At 60.8% G+C, this 16296-nt stretch carries 15 protein-coding genes and 1 pseudogene; 7 read left to right on the top strand and 9 right to left on the bottom strand.

Going from position 1 to position 16296, the window contains the following annotated elements:
• Nucleotides 1-64: 64 nt before the first annotated feature.
• Genes ligD through AC07UK_RS00160 form a run of 4 tightly spaced genes read left to right on the top strand, consistent with a single transcriptional unit; the run spans nucleotide 65 to nucleotide 5112 of the window.
• Nucleotides 65-2584 carry a DNA ligase D gene (gene ligD / locus AC07UK_RS00175; RefSeq protein ID WP_494688075.1) on the top strand — a complete coding sequence of 840 codons (2520 nt, stop codon included), beginning with the start codon at nucleotides 65-67 and terminating at the stop codon, nucleotides 2582-2584.
• Nucleotides 2585-2638: 54 nt separating this feature from the next.
• A complete protein-coding gene (gene ku, locus AC07UK_RS00170) occupies nucleotides 2639-3553 on the top strand; it encodes a non-homologous end joining protein Ku (protein WP_436221730.1) in 915 nt (304 codons plus the stop codon).
• Entirely contained in the window at nucleotides 3550-4386 is an 837-nt protein-coding gene (locus AC07UK_RS00165) for a tetratricopeptide repeat protein (RefSeq protein WP_436221729.1), read from the top strand. The genes ku and AC07UK_RS00165 overlap by 4 nt, the downstream gene beginning before the upstream one ends.
• 18 nt (nucleotides 4387-4404) lie before the next feature.
• Nucleotides 4405-5112 carry an alpha/beta hydrolase gene (locus AC07UK_RS00160; protein WP_494688076.1) on the top strand — a complete coding sequence of 236 codons (708 nt, stop codon included), beginning with the start codon at nucleotides 4405-4407 and terminating at the stop codon, nucleotides 5110-5112.
• 424 nt (nucleotides 5113-5536) lie between these two features.
• Here AC07UK_RS00160 and AC07UK_RS00155 read toward each other — a convergent pair whose 3' ends face one another.
• The 3 genes and pseudogenes from AC07UK_RS00155 to AC07UK_RS00145 all read right to left on the bottom strand — a co-directional run.
• Nucleotides 5537-5980 (bottom strand): hypothetical protein, encoded by a 444-nt coding sequence (locus AC07UK_RS00155; protein ID WP_494688077.1) that lies wholly within the window; start codon nucleotides 5978-5980, stop codon nucleotides 5537-5539.
• A 643-nt stretch (nucleotides 5981-6623) separates the two neighbouring features.
• Entirely contained in the window at nucleotides 6624-7067 is a 444-nt protein-coding gene (locus AC07UK_RS00150) for a GNAT family N-acetyltransferase (protein WP_436221726.1), read from the bottom strand.
• 462 nt (nucleotides 7068-7529) lie between these two features.
• Nucleotides 7530-7682: pseudogene (locus AC07UK_RS00145) on the bottom strand (beta-ketoacyl-ACP reductase); the annotation flags it as partial.
• 183 nt (nucleotides 7683-7865) lie between these two features.
• Here AC07UK_RS00145 and AC07UK_RS00140 point away from each other — a divergent pair.
• Entirely contained in the window at nucleotides 7866-8309 is a 444-nt protein-coding gene (locus AC07UK_RS00140; RefSeq protein ID WP_436221725.1) for a GNAT family N-acetyltransferase, read from the top strand.
• Nucleotides 8310-9110: 801 nt separating this feature from the next.
• On the opposite strand, the gene AC07UK_RS00135 is transcribed toward AC07UK_RS00140, so the two are convergent.
• From AC07UK_RS00135 to AC07UK_RS00110, 6 genes are all read right to left on the bottom strand, one after another.
• Nucleotides 9111-9476 (bottom strand): tetratricopeptide repeat protein, encoded by a 366-nt coding sequence (locus AC07UK_RS00135; RefSeq protein WP_436221724.1) that lies wholly within the window; start codon nucleotides 9474-9476, stop codon nucleotides 9111-9113.
• A gap of 214 nt (nucleotides 9477-9690) precedes the next feature.
• The gene (locus tag AC07UK_RS00130) at nucleotides 9691-10284 is read right to left on the bottom strand and encodes a short chain dehydrogenase (RefSeq protein ID WP_494688078.1); all 594 of its coding nucleotides are present in this window, start codon (nucleotides 10282-10284) and stop codon (nucleotides 9691-9693) included.
• A 418-nt stretch (nucleotides 10285-10702) separates the two neighbouring features.
• On the bottom strand, nucleotides 10703-11221 hold the full coding sequence (locus AC07UK_RS00125; RefSeq protein WP_494688079.1) for a hypothetical protein: 519 nt from the start codon (nucleotides 11219-11221) through the stop codon (nucleotides 10703-10705).
• Nucleotides 11222-11439: 218 nt separating this feature from the next.
• Nucleotides 11440-11886: a DUF3574 domain-containing protein gene (locus AC07UK_RS00120; protein ID WP_494688080.1), complete on the bottom strand. Its 447-nt coding sequence runs from the start codon at nucleotides 11884-11886 to the stop codon at nucleotides 11440-11442.
• 94 nt (nucleotides 11887-11980) lie between these two features.
• On the bottom strand, nucleotides 11981-12178 hold the full coding sequence (locus AC07UK_RS00115) for a DinB family protein (RefSeq protein ID WP_436221721.1): 198 nt from the start codon (nucleotides 12176-12178) through the stop codon (nucleotides 11981-11983).
• Between the two features lie 678 nt (nucleotides 12179-12856).
• On the bottom strand, nucleotides 12857-13738 hold the full coding sequence (locus tag AC07UK_RS00110) for a LysR family transcriptional regulator (protein WP_436221720.1): 882 nt from the start codon (nucleotides 13736-13738) through the stop codon (nucleotides 12857-12859).
• 125 nt (nucleotides 13739-13863) lie between these two features.
• On the opposite strand from AC07UK_RS00110, the gene AC07UK_RS00105 reads away from it, so the two are divergent.
• Both AC07UK_RS00105 and AC07UK_RS00100 read left to right on the top strand, forming a co-directional pair.
• On the top strand, nucleotides 13864-15297 hold the full coding sequence (locus tag AC07UK_RS00105) for an amidase (RefSeq protein ID WP_494688081.1): 1434 nt from the start codon (nucleotides 13864-13866) through the stop codon (nucleotides 15295-15297).
• Entirely contained in the window at nucleotides 15294-16289 is a 996-nt protein-coding gene (locus tag AC07UK_RS00100; protein WP_494688082.1) for a tripartite tricarboxylate transporter substrate-binding protein, read from the top strand. The genes AC07UK_RS00105 and AC07UK_RS00100 overlap by 4 nt, the downstream gene beginning before the upstream one ends.
• Nucleotides 16290-16296: the final 7 nt, after the last annotated feature.

The raw sequence follows: 16296 nt of genomic DNA, 5'->3' as shown, positions 1-16296 counted from the left end.
GCATTGCCTGCCCTCACAGGGGCATATGTTGCGCCGCCGCCAACGCCGCGCCGCTGCTTAGACTATGGCTATGGTCGCCAACTCTGACCGGACGCGCTTGCCGCTGTCCAAGTATCGGAAGAAGCGTGACTTTAATGTCACGCCCGAGCCCACGCCTCACGCCGGCGGTCCTCCAGCCGCAGGCCAACACTTGTCGTTCGTTGTGCAAAAGCACTGGGCCGGGCGGCTGCACTACGACTTTCGACTCGAACTCGATGGGGTGTTGCTGAGTTGGGCCGTCCCCAAGGGGCCGTGTTACGACCCTCAGGAGAAACGGATGGCCATCCATGTCGAAGATCATCCCATTGAGTATGCGGGTTTCCAAGGCATTATTCCCCCGAAGCAGTATGGAGCCGGAACAGTCATTGTGTGGGACCACGGCACCTGGGAGCCTGTCGGCGACCCTCGCGAAGGGATTCAAGCCGGAAAGCTCGTTTTCCAGCTGCACGGAGAAAAGCTCGCTGGCCGCTGGGAACTAGTGCGCATATCGAAACCCGACGACAGGCAAGACCAGTGGATGCTTTTCAAGAAGCGGGATGAGTGGGCTCAACCCCTTGCCGAGTACGACGTCATCAAAGCCCTTCCGGACAGTGTCGTCGACAAGCCCCTAGGTCTAATCGAGGAACGCGAGCCTAAAACTAGTCCCGATTCTTCCCTCGGCGAGGAAGCGGAAATTGACCTCACCCTTGGAGTGACCGCCGAGCTGCCTACTAAACTCGAGCCGCAACTCGCTACCCAAGCGGCGTCCCTACCCAAGGGAGACGGCTGGATTGTCGAGACAAAGTTCGACGGGTACCGCCTTCTTGCGCGGATAGACGCCGGCAGCGTCAGGCTCTTCACTCGAGGCGGACACGATTGGACAAGCAAGTTCAAAAGCCTTGCAGTTGAGTTGAAAGACCTGAGAGCTTCGAGCGCCTGGCTCGACGGTGAAATCGTTGTCCTCAAGGATGGCCTTCCAGATTTCAACGCTTTGCAGAATGCCGTCGACGCGGCTCAGGGCGAGAGCATCGTCTACTTTCTCTTTGACCTTATCTACCTGGACGGGAAAGACTTGCGCAAGGTGCCACTGAGCTCCCGCCGAGCCCGGCTGGCACAACTCGTCGGAGCGCCCGGCGAGCGAATTCGAATCAGCGAGCATTTCGATGCGCCGCCGACCCAAGTATTCAAGGCCGCATGCGAATTGGGGTTAGAGGGCCTGATGTTCAAACGGCGTGACGCGCCGTACGTTTCGAGCAGGACTCAGACCTGGCTAAAGGCGAAGTGCATCCTTCGCCAAGAGTTCGTCGTCTGCGGCTTCACCGACCGAAGCGCTGCGCCCCACGAGGTCGGTAGCCTTCTGCTGGGCTACCACGTAGATGGCAAGCTCCGTTCTGCCGGCAGCGTCGGCACAGGGTGGGATGCCAAGGCCGGCCGAGCATTGAGAGTCCAACTGGCAGCGCTGGAAGTGCCTTTTTCACCATTTGAGACCTATGCAGTCAAACCGGGGCGTTGGTCCGAGCGCACTGCGGGCGGCGAGCATTGGGTCCAGCCGTTGCTGGTAGCGGAGGTTGCCTTCGCCGAGTGGACGCCTGACGGTCACATCCGACAAGCCTCGTTCAAAGGATTGCGCGCGGACAAGCCAGCAAGCGACATCAGCCGCGAGGCCGCCAGGACATTAACTTCAATACCTTCACCACACTCCGTAAAGGTCACCAATCCGGACCGGGTAATCGACTCGTCAACCGGGCTGACCAAACTCGACCTGGTTCGCTACTACGAAAGCGTAGCCGACTGGATGCTGCCCCACCTGAAGGACCGCCCACTATCGATGCTGCGCGCGCCCAATGGCATCACCGAAGAACTGTTTTTCCAGAAGCACCCTGAGAGCAAGATGCCGAGGCTCAAAGAACACGACCCGAGCCTGTGGCCTGGGCACCCCGCCTTGCTATCAGTCGATACCCTTGATGCACTTGTGTCGGCAGCACAAATGAACGTCGTGGAGTTCCATACCTGGAATTCGTTGGCGCGGCTCCTCGACAAGCCCGACAGGGTCATCTTCGACCTTGACCCAGGCGAAGACTTGAAGTGGCCGCACATGCAGGAGGCGGCACTCCTTGTTCACACATTACTGACCGAACTCGGGCTCAAGGCTTGGTTGAAGACCAGTGGTGGCAAAGGCTTGCACGTCGTCGTCCCGCTGACGCCAAGGCTCGATTACGGCACCGTGAAGGGTTTCTCTCGAGCCTTCGTCCAGCACATCAGCAAAACTATCCCCCAGCGTTTCTCCGCAATGGCGGGGCCCGCGCACCGCAAGGGAAAAGTGTTCGTCGATTATCTTCGCAACGGCTTTGGCCAGACGACCGTCGCGGCGTTCTCGGCGCGGGCTCGTCCAGGCATGGGGGTGTCAATGCCAGTATCGTGGGAGCAACTGATGTCGCTCAAAAGTGGCGCGCAGTGGACAGTCACGACAGCACGCGAGTACCTCAGCTTCCAGACCGAGGACCCGTGGCATGAGTATTGGTCGACGCGGCAGTCATTGACGACGGCACTGAAGCGGCTAAGCTGACCTTAGCGCACGTGCGCTTGCCTCAGTCAACAGTGTCAAGGCGTGGAGGATAGTATGCCGGCCCGTTCCATCGCATCGTTGTCGCTTTCCTTCGGCTTGGTTTCCATACCGGTCAAGCTATACACCGCCACGGAGAGTGAGAGCGCCGTCAGGTTCAACTACATGTGCAAGGACGGTTCCCGCGCCAAGCAACAATACATCTCGGAGAAAAGCGGCCAAGTGGTGGAACGATCCGACTTGCAGAAGGGCTATGAATTCGAGAAAGACCGCTACGTCTTGTTTGCGCCTGAGGAACTTAAGGCTCTGGAGGATAGCGCAAGCCATGTCGTCGATATTGTGGCCTTCATCCCGGAAAGGTCTGTCGACCCGCTGTACTACGACAAGGCGTATTTCGTAGCGCCCGACAAGCGAGGCGGCAAGCCGTACAACCTGCTGAGAGAAGCCATGCGCAAGAGCGGCCGCTGCGCGCTGGCAAAGTGGGCGTCAAAAGGCAAGACGCATATGGTGCAGATTCGTCCGGCAGAGGACGGCTTGGTATTTCAGCAGTTGCTGTTCGCTGACGAAGTTCGGTCGATGAAAGACCTGCACATTGAACAGGTTGAGGTTTCCGACGCCGAGTTGAAACTAGCACTACAGATTATCGACCAGGCCGCTGAGGATAGCTACGACCCAGCACAATACGAAGACGAAGAGAAGAAGCGCATCCTTCAGGCCATAGACGCGAAGATTGCAGGCAAACAGATTGTTTCGCCCGAGCAGGTCGAGGTGTCGACCAGCGGCCAAGTTATTGACCTTATGGAAGCGCTGCGAGCAAGCCTGGCTAAGGGTGGCAGGAAAGCAAAGCCGCCAGCGGCCAAGGCCAAAGCGTCTACTGAGGACGTCGCGGACCTCACCACGAAGGAGCGCAAGGGCGTGAAGCGCGCGGAGAAAGTCACTGAAGCACCCTCGCGAGTACGAGCTCGGAAGTGACAGGCCACAATTCCGAGCATCACTACTCGCTGCGCAGTCTCCAGTTTTTGCTCGGTGTATCCCGTAGCGTGTTGGCTGGTCTGATTGAAGCCGGCTTCGTGAGCCCTACACGTGGCCGCCGGAACGAACTCCGCTTCACGTTTCAAGACGTTGTGCTGCTGCGTACAGCATATCAACTTCAAGCCGCAAATATCCCTTCGCGCAAGATTGTTCGCTCCTTGGCCAGTTTGCGAGCAAAGCTGCCCGAGGACTTGCCGCTGACGGGAATTCGTGTCTCAGCGGTCGGCAACACGATTACCGTGCGGTCTGGTCCTGACCAGTGGGAAGCCGATTCCGGACAATTGTTACTTGACTTCGAGGTGGCCCCGCTTCGAGGTGCTGTGACGTTTTTTGACAGCGCGCCGGCAAGTGCAGCGAGTCGGGAGCAGGGAGAGGAATGGTTTGCACTAGCCGAGCAACTGGCTGTGTCCGACCCACAAGGCTCAGAACATGCATACCGGAAGGCCCTGGAATTGTTGACCGTGCCGCATTACGCGGCTTACACAAACTTGGGGGTCCTGCTGGTTGAGAGCGGCCGGCATACGGAGGCGTTGACAGTATTCGACAAAGCTCTGGAACACTTTCCCGCCGATAGCCTGCTTCACTTCAACCGAGCTGTCGTATTAGAGGAACTTTCTCGCCATGAGGACGCTGCAACCAGCTACAGCAAATGCCTGGAATTAGAACCAGACTACGCCGACGCGCATTACAACTTGGCTCGTCTGAGTGAATTGCGCGGCGACAACCAAATTGCTTTGCGACACTACAACGCGTACCGCCGACTCTGCCCGTAGTTGATGGATGTGAGGACCATGTATGCCCTGAAACCATTCGCAATTGACACCGGTGTCGAAGTGTTGGCCGCCGACCGCCTCGAGGTGGAGGGCCGCGCCAGTTGCCTTGTTCTGCATGGCGGCGCAGCCACGAGCGAACGGTCCCACTGGCTTGGGCTCCGTCAAAATTTAGCTAGCCATGGACTTGGGACCCTCGCAGTGGATTTCTCCGGGCACGGCGAGAGTTCAGCGCGAACGCCCAATTCCCTGAGTAAGCGCTACGATGAAGCAATTGCAGCGTTGCAGTACCTTGATGAAGCGGAGCCGCGCGCTGTCATCGGCATCAGCATGAGCGCCGAAATCGCCGTGCGCATTGCCGCTGCCCCTAACAATCGCATCGGACGACTTGTCACACTGGTCGGTGCCGCCTACGATTCGGCCGCGTTCGCGGTTCCCTTCGGACCAGCCTTCACCAAGATTCTCCGCACGGCGCAAAGCTGGCGGCGCTCAGTTGTCTTCGAACAGATAGCGTCATTTCCTGGCCGCTTAACGGTGGTCCGCGCTACTGAAGACACCGTCGTTCCGGCCACCATCGGTGAGCTGCTCATTGCGAACGCCAGACGCGCCGAACACACGGAAATTGTCGACATCCCAAATACAGACCACGCTCTTGGCATGGCCTTGCGAGCACAGCCGAGGCTAGTCGACCGCCTCGGAAACGTCATCTGTCACGCCATCCTTGCCTGACACAGGGCAAGTTCCTACTTTGGCTTGGCGCCACGTGCAGCCCGATGCCGTTTTATCGGATATCGAAACTGAATGGCTAGAGTTTCGGTTGCAACGAAAGCGTCAAATTCCGCGTTAGTCGTCGTCTCCATGATGTCTATGGTATCCGTGGTGCCGGCGGCCCCAGTACCCGTACGGTCCATAGTATCCACCGCCATAGTACCCGCCATCGTACGGCACCACGACGCAACCGCCGAGCAGTGTAGATGTGGCAATTAGCAATGCGAGAAAGGCCTTCATGGCGCTTCCCTCATCTTGAGAAAGGCGGAGAGGCCAAGCTGGCGTTCCAGTCAACTGGCACTCTCCACAAGGCTCCTGCACTCGAGCATCGTTGCAATGGCTTTTGCCTTAGCAACCGACCTCCTGTTCGCTCGATGGGAGCAGCTTACTGCTTCTTCGTCTTGTCCATGCCGGGTGCGGGCTTCGCGGCTTCGGGCTGCGCCTCGGGCTTCGCCACATCCGCCTTGGCCTTCGCCTTGTCGGAATCATTCTTTGCGTCAGCCTTCGCCATACCAGCCTCTGTATGGGTGGCCTTCGTCTTGCTCGCCTTGTGGTGGGTGCCCTTGGCGGCGGGCTTACTGGCATCAGTCTTTACGTCAGCCTTCTCCTTGTTGGCGCTGGCCTGAGCCTTTACTTCATCGCCCTGCGCGCCGACACTCTTCTTGTTCTTGTCGGCCTTTGCCTGCGTGGCGCTCTTCTCCTTGACGATCTTTACCTGGTCTTTCCCCGCATCGCCCTGCGGCTGAGTCGCGGAAGCTGGCACACCAGTCTGCGCGAAAACGGTACCGACGAGGGCTGCGGAGGCGAGAGCAGCGAACAGCTTCTTCATGACGTGAACTCCTGGGAAATATTTAGCAGCTCGGCAATGCGCCTTGCTTACCGGAAAAACGGTACGGTTGGCGTCCGCGTTGACCCACAAGTCGTGACAATCCGTAAGGTTTGCAACTGCCAAACATAAGTCGCCAGCGCAGCCGGGCGCGCCTCCACGTGCAGCCCTGTTCAACATCATTTCGGACGTTCTTCGAATCCAGTCCCGCGAGAAAGCTCGTCAGTGAACGTTGTCGACCGAGTTCTCCGTTCGGCGGGACAGCGTGTGCTTTCATATCGCGTTACAAAAAGTAACCGCCGTGCGAATCCGCAAATACACCATCGAACCCCCCTTGCCTAGAGTATTTGTAAGAGGACAAGGAGTAAGCCATGCGGAAGTTCGCAGCACTTTGGCTTCTGGCCGGAGTTGTGGGACTCGCTTCCAACGTTCCCGAGGCGCGCGTTGATGTAGGTACCCCAATTGAGGTAGTCCGAATGGCCGAGGTTGCGACCATGTTGAGTTCATACTCTGCTACCGCCCCCGAGATGGGCCCAGCGCAAGGATTCGGTGCGGAGGGCGATGCTTAATGGTTTGCGCCACAGCACCACACCAGTAAGCCGAAGAACACGGGTGCGCACCGCCCTGGACTCGGGGTACTCCGAAATCAGTCGAGACGACGGCACATGTAATGCGTCCTTGCACCAAAGCGCCGAAGGAATTCCTTCGATAGCTGCATCTCCTGCGGCATGTCGTCCAACGCGGTGAGCGTGAACCCAAAGCGGGCAAAGAACGCGGGATGCTCGGCCGTGAGCACTGCAGCCCTGGTGCAGCCGCTGGCGCGGGCGCGCATCAGGATGGCCCTCACAAGATGCGTGGCGATCTGATGGCCCCGGTACTCGTCGAGAACCGCAGCGGCATGGACGATGACCGTCTCGCCATGCATTTCGCCGCTGGCGCAGCCTATTACCTTCTCACCTAGGACGGCCAGGCTGTAGAGGCGGGACGAGGGGTCTGTATTGCTGCCGGGCAAACCGCAGGAATGGAGCACCTGCGAGATTGCCTCCACGTCTGCCGACCCGGCTGCGCGAATTCGCACATCTTTTATCATTCTTTTTTATCCTGCACATGCAACACTTTGAGGCAGTATGTCGCAAGAGTACGAGGCATGCCATCGGCTAACTGAATGAGTTCCAATCACTTCAAACGCAATCTCCGCCTGCGCTACGCTTCGCCTCGTGCCCAACGCCAGTCAAAATCAAATCCACTTAATTCTGATGTGAATGATATTTAATTCATCCATGTAAAGTCCTGATTCCATCACAAGCTAGACGAGTACTCACACGCGCCAGTAGTGGCTGCCTTAGACCCAGCCTTCCAGGCTCGATCGCCTGCGTCATGTCCGGCATGAGGGCCGCAGGTTGCCCCATCATGTTATGACACATACTCGTTTGGACAGCCGTGACTTTGCTCGTTTCCTTGGACGGACACATTGCCGCCGACGGTGGAACATCGCGACTGCGACCCCAAACAGGGTTGTACCGCACGGTCTGGGCACGGGCAATCCAGCTTACTAAAGATGCTGCCCACCGTTGATGGCAATGTTCCCGCCGGTCAGGAAAGCGGCTTCCTTGGAACAAGGGTAGATGACCAGCGCCGCGAATTCCTTGGCCTCTGCGAGACGGCCATCACGAATATTCGGAAGGATTAAGCTGTCCAGAATTTCAGATACATTTCGTCGCAAACTTTTAGCGACGAAGTGGCCGCGCACCGTTGCCAGGAATGATTTCAAGCGGTAGCATCCCGCCCCACGCGATTGCGCGGAGAGATTCGTCGTGATTGTGAGCAACATATAAGATGTGTCGCGGGCTTCGTGGAGCCACGTCGAGCACTAGCAAGAGACAGCATCATGCCGCCGTACCTTCACCTCCGTTTGGCCTCCCTCGCCGATTTGCCTCAAATAGCCGCATTGCTCGAACAATGCCGCCTAACCACAGATGGCGTAGCGGAGATTATTGACAGCTTTCACGTCGCGCATAGCGACAGTCGCATCATTGGCTGCGCAGCGGCAGAGCGTCATGGAGAATCCATCGTCATCCGCTCGGTAGCCGTTGAACCCGCCTCTCGGGATAGAGGTGTCGCTACTCGCCTTGTCGACGCCCTCCTGATGCGTGCACGCGGCACCGATGTACGACATGCAGTATTGCTGTCGGAGTCGGCGCCCGCCTATTTCGCGCGGTGGGGCTTTTCGCTCATTCCTGCCGACAAGGCGCCCTCGGACGCTAGAGCGTCGTCGGAGTTTCAAGGCGCCCCGCCAACCTCAGCACTGTGCATGCATTGCGAATTGAGATAGCCCGGTCACTGTTCACACAGGCCGACGCTACCAGCGCGGAGGGGAACATCCTGCGGCCCAGCAGCCAGAGCGTGCGTGAGATTAATGGCCACGTGCGCCTCCGGCATGCACTTTGCGTCGGCGAATTGCAGAGAAAGGACTAATCTAAAAAAGCCCAATTCAGCGCGGCAACTTGCCCTAGGTAGTACCGATGAAACCCATAGTTCACTATTTTCATGCGCACCCGCCCCACCATGGGGCCCGCTATTACTGGGCTCTGGCAGCCGGCCTTCTAGCGGTAGGCCTCCTGTATCTCGCGTGGGCGGTGCTTTTGGCAGCGCGTTAGGGCGATGCTGACGCCCTAAGCGAATGGACGGTCGCTACTGCGCAGCGCTTGCTGGTGGCAGCAAGCTCAACTGCGGGTCAGGCGACGGCAGTTGAGGCTCCCATTCGCCCGCTAGCCCATGGGCGGCACCGAGTGCACGACCTCCTAATGCTTCGTGGTGTCCCTGCCGATTGACTCTTTGCTTATCGATTCCTTTCCCATCGTCTCTTTGCTCATGCCTTCCTTCTTCTCGTGGGGCTTCCTGGCGTAACTAGGGCTAAGCCGCCAGGCATGCCGCTCTGGCTCGGATGGACCATCAGGAGCCCCCAAACCAGTTGTATCCCTGGTCCTCCCAATAACCGCCGGGATACGGTGACAAATAGCAACTGGGCGCCAGAAGCGCGGCTACGCGGGCGACCTCGAACGTCGACATTCGCCCTCTTTTTCCGGCCCCGCAGCTGCTACCGCGCTGGCCGGCAGACTGTTCTCGCGTACGACTACGTCTTGCCGACCCCTGATTGACCGCCAGCAGCGCCTGATTGCCGGTCCAAACGTCGAAGACGCACAATCATTTCCTTTTCAGCCTGTTTGTCGCCGTGGGCATTCGCGGCTTCAATTCCCTTCTGAAACGCTACACGCGCCTTCGCATCCTGGCCGAGGTCCACATAGAGAACTCCGAGGGCTCGCCAAGCGCCCGAATAGTGCGGGTCTAACTCGGTGGCTTTGACCAGATGAGGAACAGCAGCGGCCAACTCTCCTTGTTGCTGGTACGCGAGTGCAAGCGTAACCCTGAGGAGAACGGAGTCCTGCCCAGCGGCGAGTCGTCCCTCTAGCGGTGCTATCGAGAACTTTGGCATGGTCATGACTTCCTCCGTCTACGCCCGACGCGTGTACACCGGACCTACAACCCGGACTAGCGACTTCGCTTCAACGTCTCAGCAAATGAAGAGAACGTCGTCAGCGAGAGTGCAAATGGTACGACCATGACCTCGACGCGAGGGCCACCGCCGGCATGACGGCCATCGCTGGCGACTTCACACCAACCACGCCTTGCCAGCGGAGTGCGGACAATGTGATTCAGTGGGTAACTGACACCACCTGCCCAGAAATGTCTTCCATAATGCACTTCTGGTAGGCCTGTGCGACCACGGCCGCCCGAACGCCCTTGGCCGGGTCACGTCCCATCGCTTCGAGCGTTTCCCACACCCATCCGGGGCTGACGACATTGACGCGAATCCTGCCCTGCAATTCGAGCGCAGCTCCCCGCCCGAACGCCTCGATGCCGGCGTTCACGGTGCTTACCGCTGCACCACCCGGCATTGGATGCTGCGCGAGGGTCCCGCTGGTAAGCGTGACCGACCCGCCCCGCGTGATGTACTGAACTCCATACCGGACAAGATTGACCTGCCCCATCAGCTTATTGGCCAGGCTGAACGCGAAATCATCATCGGTCAAATCGTCCAATGGGGCGAATTTCGCGGTGCCTCCTACACAGACCACGGCGTCGACCGTGCCCACTTGTTTGTACATCGCCAGAATCGACTGCTTGTCAGAGATGTCCACTGAGACCGGAGAGCTACGACTGGCTCCTATCAAGTCATGCTCTCCCGACAACAAGGCCATAATTTCTTTTCCAAGGAGCCCGGTGGCTCCAATGACAAGTACGCGCATACGCCCCCCTGATAACAGATGGTGGGTGGTAGTGAATGGCCCTCAGTACCCAGCCCGCCTTCAAGATGAAGTCGCCTTGCGAATAGCATACGCCTTGGTGCAGTTGCGTGCGGAAGGTCGGTGCTTGCGCATCAGGTTGCAAGGAAGGCGCCACGGCGCAAGCGGTTCCCAGCCGCATCCGAAAAGTCTTGCGCACCAGCAGTACGCCCGCCGTATCCATCGACAAACCGAGCGGCGAGTGCGGCGTGTGCCAGACAGGGTCTACACAGCCGGTAGCGAGCAGTGGAGAGCCTAGTGCCAAGCCTAGGAAGTGCGCTTTATCCATCAACGTGAGACGATCGTACGCACCGACTGGCTATCCACCACGCCCGCGCCAGCTCCGGCGGCAGAGGATATTTTGGAAAAGGACTGGCAGCGCCTACTTGCTGCCGTCGCGCGCGTCGCCGCCGAGCGGGTCGACAATGATCATGGTGCGATCCAGCACGCCGCGCTCGTCAAAGTAGGCGCTGAAGTGCGCCGGCTGGTAGGCGCCCGCGTAGAGCCGATAGGACCAGGCCTCGCGTTTCATCATGGGGTAGTACTCGATCGGCTCGCGGGGCCGGCCGAAGCGCTCGGCAACGTCCTGCTTGGTCCAGACGCCAGGGCGGGCCTCATAGATCTCCTTTTCGGTCAGCATCTGGCGGAAATTGGCCAGCTTGCCGCTTGCGTCGAAGTCCGCCGCGTAAACTTCGAAGCCGAGCGGCTGCTTCGAGTAGATCCATCGGCTGGTGCCGTCGGCGAGCTGGTAGGTCTCCGAGGGGGTGCCAAAGGTGTCGCGTACGGCGCTCTGCGGGCTGCCGAACATCTTCCGGGCGGTCTCCACCGGCTGGAGGGTGGCACAGGCGCACAGCAGGGTTGCCGCAGCGGCGGCTAGCCAGGCGGACACGCGATGGCGCATGATCGATCTCCGGTAAGGGGCGGCGGGCGCGATTCCATCCAGCATAGTGCACGCCATGCAGGGACTCTTGCCTGCACTGCTTGGTAAACACGCGAGCCGGGCCGAATATTCCAACCCGTTACGATAATCCTTGGACGGGTCCAAACCCGGATCTCGTACCGAGTGATATGAGCCACCGCAGTCGCAAAGCCGCTTGCGCCGGCTACTGGCGCGCTGTGCTAGAACGACACACAAACCTGGCTGCGAACCCGGAGCACTGCTTCCTGCTGAAAGCGGGTCTTGTACTCGTTGACGATTGCTCGCGCCTCGGCTTCGCTGCGCTCGTCCGCGGGGTACACCAGACTGAGGACGTATGAGGCCTCGCGAACCACGCGGCCACTGGCGCCGCGCCATTGTCCTGAAGCAGGCCAGGCCGTAAAACCCTGCGCAAAGCGCGGAGTCACCGAGCCTTGCAGGAAGGCGTCCCATTCAGACGCCGAGACCACCCCATCAGGCTTCGCCATGCCAAAGTACATCAGCTCGCTAACCGCGCGCTCCTCGCCGGCCGCGCACGTGGGGCCGGATACGGCTGCGCAGCCGGACAAGGCGAACGTCAGCGCCAACGGCAGCGCAACAGCGACGGCATCTCGGAAACAGCGCGGAGGCAGGAGCCGATCTTGCATCATTGCGGGGGATTTCGCGACCACGCTCAAAATACCCGGACTGCGTGGGCCCACTTCTCATTGTCAAACACGAATCCGCCGTCTCCCGATGCTCCCATTAGTGCTCCGTAAACCAGGCGATATGGGCATACTCCCACAATGGCGGGTTGATGCCCGGATCGTAGCGAACCCGCCATTGGGACGGCGACAAATCCTGCAGGAAGGCCCACGTGCGTCGATGCGCTTCGACGAACGCCTCATCCAGCCCGAACTTGTTTATCCTTCTCGCAGCAAGCCCTTCAGCGCTCATCGCCATGCACCCTCCAAAGGCCACAGTGGCAATTATCAGTCCGGCACTCCGGAAAGCCAATAACGGCAACTGGCAAACCGCCAGCCGCTGGTCCCGCTTCTTGCGCGCCGACTACGAAGTCCTGCGGCAGCGGAGTGGCCGTCGGACGGCGAGCGCGGCGCCCTGCCCGACTGAATGATCGCCTTGCACGCCCGGCGGTCGGCAGACAGTATCGCAAGGTTTGCCGCAGCCTGCCCGGATCGTCCGCTAGTAGCGGTGCTGACCGGGACCGACCTCTATCGCGACATCCACTGCAACGAATCCGCCCGGCACTCCCTCTAGCTCGCCACCCACCTGGTGGTGCTGCAGGACGAAGGGCCAGCGAGAGCCACCGCTCCACTTGTTTCGAAACCAACTCGGCCTGCTGCGACGGCCCCTCCGCGAGGGTCAGGTCCAGGTCCAGGTCCGCAAGACTACAGTCACGGCGCTCAGTCACGGCCAAAACTCCGTCAACCTCATGGCCAGTGTCGCTGCCCTCGTCGGCCAACCTGGCTTCGATGATCAACCGCATGGTTTGCTCCCACCGTTGCGATACCGATCGGCGTACTCCACACGGAGCCGGCGTGGCGCCCAGGTGCTCGAGCGGCCGTCTCTTCTACGTGTCCTTAAGGGGGCGATACAACGTTACCCGCCGATGCATAGCCGTCATCGGAGCGCATGCCGCGCCGCCGCGATGAACGGCTCGATGAAAGGGCTTTCCAGGTCGCGGCGCCGGCAGACCGCCACCTCGAACCCTTCCGCGACGTCCTTGAACTTCCGGAACACGACACCCGGAGGCCGGCCGACTTCCGCACACGCCGGCACGATCGCATACCCCTCGCCTGCAAGTACCAGGGCCAGTGCTGCGTGAACCGTTTCCACCCGTTCGACGATTTGCATGGTTACCTGGTTGCGCCGCAGCAGAGCGGCAACCAACGAAGTGTCTGCGCCCTCTTTCAGTGTGGGCAGCGCAATCAGTCTCTGCCCCTGCAGCCGTGCCACCGGTACCGACGAAAGCCGCGCGAGCTGTGCACGTGCAGGCAAGGCCAGTCGTAGCGGTTGCATGCCCACGATCGTCGTGGCCATGTCGGGCCGCTGAATCGGTGGCATGCACAAACCAAGCGTTACCTTGTGGTCGACAATCTGCGCTTCATACGTCGCGGTGCTCATCTCGACGAACTGCAGTTCCACGTCCGGGAGCAAGCGGCGCAACTGTGGCACGAGCTTCGGCAATACAGCGTAGCCGAGCGAAAACATGTAGCCGACAGACAGCCGCCCGAGCCGCCCGGACGCTACGGCGCGTGCCGCTTCGAACCCCTCGTTAGCCAACGCCAGGGCTTCCCGCGCGCGCGCGAAAAGCGCGCTTCCCGCGTCTGTCAGTCGCATTCCGGTGGATTCGCGCACAAAGAGCGGCGTGCCGAGTTGTGCCTCGAGGTTGCGAATCTGGACGGACAGCGGCGGTTGCGCCATATGAAGGCGCTCGGCGGCCTTGCCCACGCTGCGGGCCTCCGCTACGGCAACGAAATAACGCAGGCTCTTAAGGTCCATGGTCGATGGGTCATACGATTCTGATATGGCCTGATTGTGAACGGGTATTTGACCGGGTGGAGCGGTGGGTGTCAACTTGGATTCGTCGCCGGTCACTTGCGCCGGAATCTCCGAGGGTGTCTTGCATGAATGAGGAACTCTGCTTTTTGCCTGCCGTGCGGCTTCGCGAAGCGATAACTGCCCGCGAGGTTTCCCCGGTCGAAGTGACGCGCGCCGTGTTGGACCGTGCCACCCGGCTTCAATCGACGCTCAACTGCTTCATCACGCTCTGCCCGGACGAGGCCATGCGCGAGGCAAGAGCCGCGGAGCGAGCGCTCATGCGCGGGGAGCCGGCAGGATTGCTGCACGGCATTCCATACGCCTGCAAGGACCTGGTGAACACGCGCGGCGTGCGTACCACCTTTGGCTCGCTACTGTTCGCGGACAACGTCCCGACCGAGGACGCGGTAGCCGTCGCCCGACTGCGCAGCCAGGGCGCCATCCTCATCGGGAAAACGACCACATCGGAGTTCGGGGCGAAGTGCCTTACCGATGCACCGCTGTTCGGACGCACGCGCAATGCCTGGCACCCCGACCGCACCAGCGGTGGCTCCAGCGGCGGCGCGGCGGTGGCGGTGGCGGCTGGCCTCGCCCCGATCGGCATCGCCACGGACGGCGGCGGTTCCACCCGCATCCCGGCGGCCTGCAACGGTGTCGTAGGCCTGAAGCAAAGCATCGGGCTGGTTCCGCATTCTCAGGTGGAGGATGTCTTCGGCAATCTCACCTATGTCACCCCGATCTCGCGCACGGTGGCCGACACGGCCTTGATGCTCCAGGCAATGGCCGGCGAAGACGCGTCGGACCCATGGTCTGCCGGCGTGCGCGCCACCGATTACCTCGGTGCAATGCGCGCTGTCACTGACCTGCGGCGTAAGCGGATCCTGTTCGCAAGCGTGCCGCCAGGCCGGCCGCTGGCAGCAGATGTGGCCAAGTGCTTCGGGTCTGCTCTGGAGCGGCTGCAGGACCTGGGTGCGGAGCTCGCGGAAATGCCCGGCTCGGGCTTCAACATCGAGCCGCTCTGGCGCACCATCAACCACACGGTATGGCGAGCGCGCTTTGGCCAGATGGCCCGCGAGCAGCCTGAGCGGCTCAGCCCGTCGCTGTTGCAACAGTTGGCCCTTGCCAATGACTACAGCGCGGTCGACTACCAGCGGGCCAACTTCGAACGCACCCGGCTGTTCCGGCACGTGCAGGCGCTGCTTCGCGACCACGACTTCATCGCCGTTCCCACCATTGCGCGCACAGCGCTGCCGATTGACCAGGACCTGTTCGGGCAGATCGAGATCGACGGCCGGCTGTACGACGAGGTGCGATCCAACTGGTTCCCCTGGACCATGCCGTTCAACCTGACCGGCCACCCCGCCATCACCCTGCCCTGCGGTTTCGGCCGTGACGGACTGCCCATCGGGCTGCAGTTGGTCGGTCGTCTGCGCGGGGAGTCCGAGCTTCTCGGCGCGGCTGCGCTGCTCGAGGCTTCGCAGAATCTCTTGTCACGCTGGCCAGATGTGGAGGTGTCATGATGAAATCGATACGCCATTTGCTTGCGGTTGCCTCGCTGGCCACAATGGCCGCCCTGGCAGCGAACCCGGCTAGCGCGCAAACCCCTGCAACGAACGCAACGCCTTTGCGGCTTGTTGTCGGCTTCCCGCCCGGGGGCGCACTGGACACCCTCGCGCGCGCGCTGGCGGATCAACTTCGCCTGGCTGGCATGGGCACGGTGATCGTGGAAAACAGGCCGGGCGCATCGACGCGCATCTCCATCGACTCCGTCAAGCGGTCGCAGCCCGACGGCAGGACTGTGCTTCTTTCATCGAATGCGCCGATGGTGATCTTCCCGATGACCTACCGGCGGCTTGATTACGACGTCGATCGCGACTTCATTGCCGTAGCGCAGCTTGCAGAAGTCCCCACGGTGATCTCGGCGGGCGCAGATCGCCCCTACAAGACGCTGCAGGAGTACGTGAGCTGGGTCCGTGCTAACCCTTCGCAGGGCAGTATCGGCCTCACCTCGCTGGGCGGGACATTGCATTTCGCCATCCTCGGCATGGGCCGAACCGTAGGCGTACCGCTCAGGCCCGTGGCCTACAAAGGCGGCGCGCCGCTCGTAACGGACCTCGTGGGCGGGCACGTCCCGTTAGCCACCGACGCCCTGGCCAGCCAGTTGGAGCTTTATCGCGCAGGAAAGATTCGGATCCTGGCCGTGTCTGGCACCCATCGCAACCCGGCCCTCCCCGACGTGCCGACCGTGCGCGAGGCAGGCATCGACGCCTTCGATCACGCGAATGCATCTTACAGCGCCTTTGTGCCCGCGGGGACGCCGCCGGAGGTGGTGCAACGGTTGGAGCGGGCGTTCGTTGCCGCCATGCAGAAACCGCAGATGAAAGTCTTGTTGTCGCGTGTCGGTCTGGAAGCGACTGGTCTGCCTGGCGCGACCGTGACCCGCACGCTGCACGCCGAGCGCGAGTTCTGGCGTCCGCTCGTCCAGGCATCGGGGTTCCGCAACGAGGACTGAGCAGGCG

The sequence above is a fragment of the Cupriavidus sp. GW821-FHT07C08 genome (genome assembly GCF_059419025.1).
This window is presented reverse-complemented; position numbering and strand designations above follow the sequence as displayed.

Coding starts and splice junctions, on each gene's coding strand:
- AC07UK_RS00110 (WP_436221720.1), bottom strand. CDS start 13,738: ATGGACCTTAAGAGCCTGCGTTATTTCGTTGCCGTAGCGGAGGCCCGC.
- AC07UK_RS00105 (WP_494688081.1), top strand. CDS start 13,864: ATGAATGAGGAACTCTGCTTTTTGCCTGCCGTGCGGCTTCGCGAAGCG.
- AC07UK_RS00155 (WP_494688077.1), bottom strand. CDS start 5,980: ATGAAGAAGCTGTTCGCTGCTCTCGCCTCCGCAGCCCTCGTCGGTACC.
- AC07UK_RS00160 (WP_494688076.1), top strand. CDS start 4,405: ATGTATGCCCTGAAACCATTCGCAATTGACACCGGTGTCGAAGTGTTG.
- AC07UK_RS00130 (WP_494688078.1), bottom strand. CDS start 10,284: ATGCGCGTACTTGTCATTGGAGCCACCGGGCTCCTTGGAAAAGAAATT.
- AC07UK_RS00100 (WP_494688082.1), top strand. CDS start 15,294: ATGATGAAATCGATACGCCATTTGCTTGCGGTTGCCTCGCTGGCCACA.
- AC07UK_RS00120 (WP_494688080.1), bottom strand. CDS start 11,886: ATGATGCAAGATCGGCTCCTGCCTCCGCGCTGTTTCCGAGATGCCGTC.
- AC07UK_RS00135 (WP_436221724.1), bottom strand. CDS start 9,476: ATGACCATGCCAAAGTTCTCGATAGCACCGCTAGAGGGACGACTCGCC.
- ku (WP_436221730.1), top strand. CDS start 2,639: ATGCCGGCCCGTTCCATCGCATCGTTGTCGCTTTCCTTCGGCTTGGTT.
- AC07UK_RS00115 (WP_436221721.1), bottom strand. CDS start 12,178: ATGGCGATGAGCGCTGAAGGGCTTGCTGCGAGAAGGATAAACAAGTTC.
- AC07UK_RS00150 (WP_436221726.1), bottom strand. CDS start 7,067: ATGATAAAAGATGTGCGAATTCGCGCAGCCGGGTCGGCAGACGTGGAG.
- ligD (WP_494688075.1), top strand. CDS start 65: ATGGCTATGGTCGCCAACTCTGACCGGACGCGCTTGCCGCTGTCCAAG.
- AC07UK_RS00125 (WP_494688079.1), bottom strand. CDS start 11,221: ATGCGCCATCGCGTGTCCGCCTGGCTAGCCGCCGCTGCGGCAACCCTG.
- AC07UK_RS00140 (WP_436221725.1), top strand. CDS start 7,866: ATGCCGCCGTACCTTCACCTCCGTTTGGCCTCCCTCGCCGATTTGCCT.